The sequence below is a fragment of the Peribacillus sp. genome, from assembly GCF_059453735.1.
Map to the genome: position 1 here is coordinate 1 of NZ_JAZVJO010000506.1, position 7,431 is coordinate 7,431.

Below are 7,431 nucleotides of genomic sequence, written 5' to 3' on the forward strand. Positions count from 1 at the left end.
ATATAGCTTCAGCAGCCTTTAAACAAAACTCTCCTGAGCGGTATAAAACGTTTGCGGCAACTGAAGAATTCTTAATATCGATGCAGAACCGAATTGAACAACTACTTACAGAGGCGGAAAATCAACCACCAGATTCTAGTAGTGACACACAAGAAGGTGAAGAAATAGAAACGGTTGAATAAACACTTATAAGATTTATGGCCCTATGATTAATATAGCTGAATAATCAGAATAATGGTATAATCATACTAATTTCTAATTTCGCCCTTTTTTTGAACACGACAAGGACTGTAAATCCTTCCTTAACTGATTATCCTTGTATAACAAGGAGATTATTAGTAAAATAAATAAGGTGTATTAATGTATAGGTCCAGGTGGACAAACATATAAATAGTAAGATTTTTGCATATATTTATCTGTATAGTAGATTAACTGACAGCTAGTATAACAAAAATTGAGTTGTTCCGAACCGCTCAATTTTTGTTATGAATAAGGGGGAGCAGATATAGTGGATAAACAGAATCAAATCGACAATCTCGTAGAAAATTTTAAGAAACACCCGCCAAAAATAATAGGAGGCTACAAAAAGCCAGGGTGGGCATTAAAAGTGCTGGACAAAACCAGCAATGATTCGACTGAGATCGAACCGGACGGAACGATTACTGCTAAAGCCATTCTTGAAGCTAAAGATCTTACATATTATCCAGCTTTCTTAACCATAGATATCAGCAAGAAAGGTCAAATCGTTGGTGCTTATTTACTTTCAGAGAAAGCAGAGCAATTCGAGTTACTGCCTTTCGAACTAGCTAAGGATTTTGTAGGTAAATCGGAAGCAGAACTTACTCCATTCCGCTATCATACCCTTGATAAAATTGAAGGCGATGAAGCGCAAGTAAATTGGCCTGATTTTTCATAAGCGTTTTTGGACCCATCAGATTCTGATGGGTCTGTTTTTCGGCAAAAAATCCCCCGCCAAAGTTGACGGGGGGAGTATTTATGTTTGTGGAAGAGAAGCAGCAGGTGCATATGCCTTCCAACGGGATAAGTCTGGTTCTTGTTTCTGGATTAATGAACTTGGGAAGATAAACGTCCAAGGCTTACTCGTATTCGCTTTTACTTCAAAATTACTAAGATTAAATCCACCTTCGCAGACAATATCACCCTGCGCATCTTCAACCACTAGCGGAATCGTTTCAAGCTTAATGTTCTTCTCATTACCATTTCTGACAAGAATGACGACAGCCAGAGCATCATCTTCATTGAACTTCGCTTCAATTCCCATCAAGTTGATCTCTCCTGGAGAAAGCTTTGGCAGTGTAGTAACCAAATTCTGCAGATTCTCTTTTTGAAGGCTGGAAAGTTCTTTTTCCCACGTTTCGTCAAGATCCAATAGATGCTCTTGTTCTTCGGTTTTATTTTTTAATTCAAAGGCAATCTTCCAGCCTTCAGCCGGAATGTCTCCAGCTACTCGATCTTCTTTTCCGAAAAGGAATCTCCAAGGCATACAAGACAGTCCTGGAATCTCACTTACTTCGTCTAATTCAAACCGTTTTTTCGCAAGTACTTGGCCTTCTGCATCTAAGAGTAGCAGGTCCACTTCTTCAAAACGTACGGACTTCGATAATGTATTCCGTAAAAAGGTTTCAACGATGATCTCATCTTCATCTTCAATCAAATCAATACCGGCAATGGACAGCTGATCTGGAAGTAAGGCCGGCAGCTTTTGATGACGGAATTGATAGATATATTTTTCAGCTACAGTCAGTTCCCACTCAGGATGGAAGTATAGAGCCGTATTAACCGTTCCATCTTCATTAAACTGCGCTTCTTTTTCACTTGCTGTTTGGTTGGCTGAATTGATCGCTTGTTGTTTTTTAATTTTCTTTCCTAGACGTCCCATACTCTATTCACCCTCTTCATTTTCGTTTACAACTTGATAATCATTTTTTATAAGTTCCATGAACTGCGTACTAATGCCTGCTTCAATGTCAGCAATTAATAGGTTGAATTCGGCAGCTCCTTCTTTTTCAAAGGTGATATATGGATCTTCTTGGGCATATCCTCTAAGTGTGATTCCCTCTTTAATCTGAGTCATTAAGTTCAGATGTTCAATCCAGTCAGAGTCAATTTGCGTAAGCATATAATTTCGAAGCTGCTGTGCGAGCATTTCGTCATCTTTTAGTTCAAGAATGGTTTGTTTTAGCTCGATGAATTCTGGCGCTACTGCTTGCTTCACTTGATACGCATCAAGATCAATTAGTTTTTCTTCAGTCAAACTTAAGTCGATGAATAACTCCGACAATTTCTCTATCAACTCTTCAAGTCTATGCTCTTCAGGATCCTCAGGAAGATGATGATCGATCAAGGTATTCATATAACGTTCCATATAAGCCAGCAGCTCATCAAACAGATCATCATCCGTTAATTCAAGCATTCTGTCTCTCATTGAATAAATAACCTTACTTTGTTGGTCCAATACATTTTCAAGTTTTAACAAATGAATTCGGCTCGAATAATGTGCGCCTTCAATGTTATCCTGAACCTTTTTAACAAACTTAATTGGATCTGGAGAAACGACTAATCCCTCTTCATCAACTTTTACCTTCTTCAAATAACGTTCTTTTTCTTCTTCATCGTAATAATCGAACAGATCATCTTCTAATGAAATGATAAATTGAGAAGAACCAGCATCACCTTGACGGCCGGATCTGCCTCGAAGCTGCATATCGATCCGTTTACTTTCGTTACGTTCCGTACCAAGAATATGCAGGCCTCCAAGTTCACGAACACCTTCACCCAGCATAATATCTGTGCCACGGCCAGCCATATTTGTAGCCAGCATGACTTGACCCTTTTGACCTGCTCGAGCGATAATTTCTGCTTCGTCTTGCTCGGTTTTAGCATTCAATACATAGTGTTTAATTTTTGCTTTTGTCAGCGAGTCTGACAGTACTTCCGATTGTTCAATTGAAGTGGTACCGATTAACACCGGACGGCCGATTTTATGCAGTCTTTCCACTTCAGCTATGATTTTTTTTAGTTTGTCATTATATTTGCGGTACACCAAATCAGGATAATCTTCCCGTCGAACAGGCTTATTCGTCGGAATCGTAATGACATTAAGATTATACGTATCCCAGAATTCTCGTTTAGACGGAGTCGCACTGCCTGTCATCCCTGATAAATTCTTATAAAGTCTAAAGTAATTTTGGATCGTAATCGTCGCATGCGTTTCATTTTCTTCAGAGATTTCCAAATTTTCTTTGGCTTCAATCGCTTGATGAAGTCCTTCACTGAAGGAACGGCCTTCCATAATCCGACCGGTAAACTGATCGATTAATTCAATCTTCCCGTCTTTAACAATATAATCAACATCCCGTTTCATAATAACTGATGCTCTTAATGACTGCATAACGTGATGCAGCAATTCTTGGTGTTCAGCATCATATAGGTTTTTAAGTCCAAACGCCGTTTCTATTTTTCGTGAACCTTCATCACTGATAAAGGTCTGTCTAGTTTCAGGGAACAACTCGTAGTCCACATCTTTTTTGAAGCTTTTCACTATTTGTGCGGTGATGATAAACAACTCTGCTCCATCACTCGATTGATTCGCAATAATTAACGGCGTTTTTGCTTCATCAATTAAGATGCTGTCGACTTCATCGACAATCGCAAACTGATGTCCTCTTTGAACCTTATCTTCTTTCCGAAACACCATATTGTCGCGAAGATAATCAAAACCAAATTCCGTTCCCGTACCATAGGTGATATCGGCTTGGTACGCTTCTTTCTTTTCTGAAGGCTCCATTTGCGAGATATTTAATCCTACCGTTAATCCAAGAAATTCATGAATTTGACCCATCAATTCCATATCACGGCGAGCTAAATATTCATTAGCTGTGATGATATGAACACCTTGGCCTTTTAGTGCTTGAAGATAACTCGGCAAGGTCGCAACTAACGTCTTTCCTTCACCCGTATTCATCTGTGCAATACTGCCTTCATTTAAAACGAAGCCGCCAATAAGCTGAACATCATAGTGACGCAACCCAATTACACGCTTCGCCGCTTCTCTAACCACAGCAAAAGCATCTGCTTGTATGTGTTCAATTGTTTTCCCTTGGCTTAATTGGCTCTTAAATTCCGTCGTGCAGTATTTTAGTTCTTCATCTGTATAATTTAAATATTTTTGTTCTGCACTATTTACCTTATCAACAAGTTTCAATAATCGTTTTAAATCTTTGGAACTCTCATTAAACAGCTCTTTCACTCTAGTTATCATGCAGTTCTCCTTTGTTACCATTAAATATGAATCTAGTATAATTATATCATATTAACTAAAATATGGACGATAGTCCTTGGTTAATAACAAAAAAAGGCTGTCCTAAAGAGTCATTTACTGACTCTTTGGAAAGCCTTTGCTTTTATTTTAAGTTTACATAGAATGTATATGGATTGATGGAAGTATTGCCTTTCACATCGCGTACTTTAATGTAGTAGGTGCCTTTGGTAAGATTTAATGAAAGAAGCTCAGGATCACCGAGTGCATATTGATCAGACTTCACAACCCGTTTTCCATTTTTATACACTTCAATCACACCATCTATCTCATCACCAGCAGCGAATTGAATGGTCGCTGTTTCTTTTTTACCAGCCTTAAATACATACCAATCTTCATCACCTTCACCAACACCTGCATTAAGGTAGCCTTTAGCCGAATACGCTTTGGTTTTTGCTTTCTTCAACTTCAGCGGTTTAGATGGTATATTATTTTTCACCTTTGTCCCAGCATCTTCATCATTTTGATTGACTGGAGTTGCTGCGAACTTATACGGCCAAAGCGAAATTCCTGAGTTTGAATCAACTAAGCCTTGGATGATAATAAAGTATTTTTTCTCTTTTTCTGCTTTAAATGAACCATAATTTACTCCAGATTCAATAATGTTCATAAACACTATCGTTTTATCAGCTTCCTCAGGATCTAGTTTATGGTTGCCATTTGTATCTTCCGTGATCTGTATAAATGCGTAAATTGGCTGCAGCAATTCATTTGGGTACTCTAGTAGAGAGTTTGACATTTTTTGACGTTCAAACCTGGCGCTGTATATGGCCGTTTTGTTTGGCGCTAAATAGAAGGTATCTACATCATTCGCAAAACCAAAGTCCCCTTCTACAACGCCCGAAGCCGGCAGGTTCTTTGCATCTTCTGGTTTATCATTATCTTCATATTGATCCTGTGTACTTTTCACTACTGACTTTGATGTAATTTTGTATGGATCGAAGTTAGTCGTACCGCCTGCTGAAAGATAATAGGTCTTTCCAGCTTTCAAGCCTGCGAAAAATGTATCCGTTAATGCCATATCCCAACTGTAATTGTCCACGTTACTCGCAACGGAACTTAAATATTTCTCCGTTTTTTCAGTCTCTTCATCCACAAACTCTACGACTTCTGCTATCTGTACATATGGAAGATCTTTTTTCGGACTTGGAATATCAAATTGATAGATTCCATTTTCTTCAGGAACGAACATAAACCAATCCTGATCACTATCACTTTGAATATACCCTTCCGCACTTTCACCAATTTGATATGGACGCGCACTTGCATCAATGCCGGCGATCATATCCTCCTCAGTTACTTCTTCTTCCTCTCCCCCTAATGAATAACCATCTTCATCTTCAGGCATCAGCTTGCTGTCAATCTTAACTGTAAATGGGAGCATTGACTGACCTGCTTCCATTTCTCCATATTCTATGAAGGAAAAGTCATCTTCCCCGTAAGAATATTCATAGGTCATTTTTTTACTTGTAACGCTCACATAGTATTCCTTTTCCGGCTCAGACATGAAGTACAGTGATTCACCTTCGCCAACTCCACCATTATTGCTCATATAAAGAGCTGGAATAGCTTCCTCTTCACCCTCTACAGGAGCAGGATTCTCACTTGGAATATCTTGCTCGGGAGCCGGTGTTTCTCCTGAATCTGTCTCCTCTGGAGGCGGGAACAACTGCTCCTTTTCATAAACATTTAACGCAATGTTTATACCAGGGATCCCTGAAACATCTATTTTCATAAGTCTAGCTTCATCTGCCTTTACATGGAAAAAGTCTTCATCACCTTTTTCTCCAGTTAAATACGCAGGTTTTGATGTAAACGGGAGCGCTGCAACTTCTACTGGTGTTTCAAGACTTGACTCATCTTCCGGTAATTCTTGATATGTGGCAACCTTCAGTTCATAATTGGCACCCTTTTTTGTGGAATCATCGAAGCTTCCATTGCTATCTTTGACACCAATCGCTACTTCTCCAGTAAACGGCGCCTGTATTAACTTAGCTTCCGTTTTTCCTTCTCTCTCATTATTGACGTCAATTATTTGCGGCTTTTCTTCCCCATAAAAGTGAACCATCATCTTATAATCATATTGAGCTTGTCCAAGAAGAGATGCTTGAATATAGTCGCCTTTCTTCACAGAAAATTTAATCCACTTTTGTTCAAACGGTTTAGTAATGGATTCTTTAATGGAAATGGGCTGATCTGCATTCAGTGATGTTGCCTTTTCAAGAATTTCTTTTTGTCCCCAGGTTTCTTTAACGAAGGCTGGCAGTTTCTTCATATTGTAGTTTAAAGCTGCCACTGGATTGACCTGACCATTCCCGTACTTAATATCAAACCCTGAATCCCCCATGTCTGTAGCCGTCTGCTCCAAAATGTATTCTACCTGTGCTGGAGTAAGGTTGGGATGCTTCGATAAAAGTAAGGATACAGCGCCTGCTACAACTGGTGTAGCCATTGAAGTTCCACTCAATTTAGCAAAAGTAGATTTCTTGGCTATATCATAATACGGTGCGTAAATATCCTCACCAGGCGCAACAACATCTACTGATGCCCCGTACGTTGAATAGTAGCTTAACTTTTTACTGCTATTGGTTGAACCAACGCTGATAACTCCCTCAAATGCAGCCGGATAACTCGCATAATCATTGCCGTCATTACCAGATGCTGCGACCACAACAATCCCTTTTTCGATGGCCTTCTTGACAGCCTCTTCAAGCACTAACGACGGATAACCGCCGCCTAGACTCATATTAATAACCTGTGCACCTTTTTCAATGGCATACAAAATCCCCTGAGCAATCGTATAGTCAAAACTATAGTACTGACCGTCAAACACATCAATTGAGAGCAGGTTAGCATTTGGGTTAACTCCATAGCCGCCAATGCCGTTATCTTTTTTGGCCCCGATAATACCGGCTACATGTGTCCCATGAGAGTCTGGATTTGCCGGATTCATTGGGTTTGCTGCATTATAACTTGGAAGTAAGGAACCTTTTAATTCAGGATGGTTTCTATCGATTCCTCCATCAATCACCGCAACGGTGACTTTATTTTTTCCTGCAAGCTTTTGAGCTTCATCCACATTCAGCATCGAT

General features: G+C 39.4%; 5 protein-coding genes. 2 read left to right on the forward strand and 3 right to left on the reverse strand.

Annotated features, from left to right (window positions below; genetic code table 11):
• A partial coding sequence (locus tag AC52RT_RS16825; RefSeq protein WP_495541809.1) for a hypothetical protein occupies positions 1-182 on the forward strand: 182 nt, incomplete at its 5' end.
• Positions 183-508: 326 nt separating this feature from the next.
• Entirely contained in the window at positions 509-916 is a 408-nt protein-coding gene (locus AC52RT_RS16830) for a hypothetical protein (protein ID WP_495541810.1), read from the forward strand.
• A 78-nt stretch (positions 917-994) separates the two neighbouring features.
• On the opposite strand, the gene AC52RT_RS16835 is transcribed toward AC52RT_RS16830, so the two are convergent.
• The 3 genes from AC52RT_RS16835 to AC52RT_RS16845 form a co-directional block, all read right to left on the reverse strand.
• Positions 995-1,900 (reverse strand): accessory Sec system S-layer assembly protein, encoded by a 906-nt coding sequence (locus AC52RT_RS16835; RefSeq protein WP_495541811.1) that lies wholly within the window; start codon positions 1,898-1,900, stop codon positions 995-997.
• A 3-nt stretch (positions 1,901-1,903) separates the two neighbouring features.
• Complete coding sequence (secA2, locus tag AC52RT_RS16840) at positions 1,904-4,282, reverse strand: accessory Sec system translocase SecA2 (protein ID WP_495541812.1); 2,379 nt, start codon at positions 4,280-4,282, stop codon at positions 1,904-1,906.
• Positions 4,283-4,424: 142 nt separating this feature from the next.
• On the reverse strand, positions 4,425-7,431 hold a 3,007-nt coding region (locus AC52RT_RS16845), incomplete at its 5' end, for a S8 family peptidase (protein WP_495541813.1).

Coding starts and splice junctions, on each gene's coding strand:
- AC52RT_RS16835 (WP_495541811.1), bottom strand. CDS start 1,900: ATGGGACGTCTAGGAAAGAAAATTAAAAAACAACAAGCGATCAATTCA.
- secA2 (WP_495541812.1), bottom strand. CDS start 4,282: ATGATAACTAGAGTGAAAGAGCTGTTTAATGAGAGTTCCAAAGATTTA.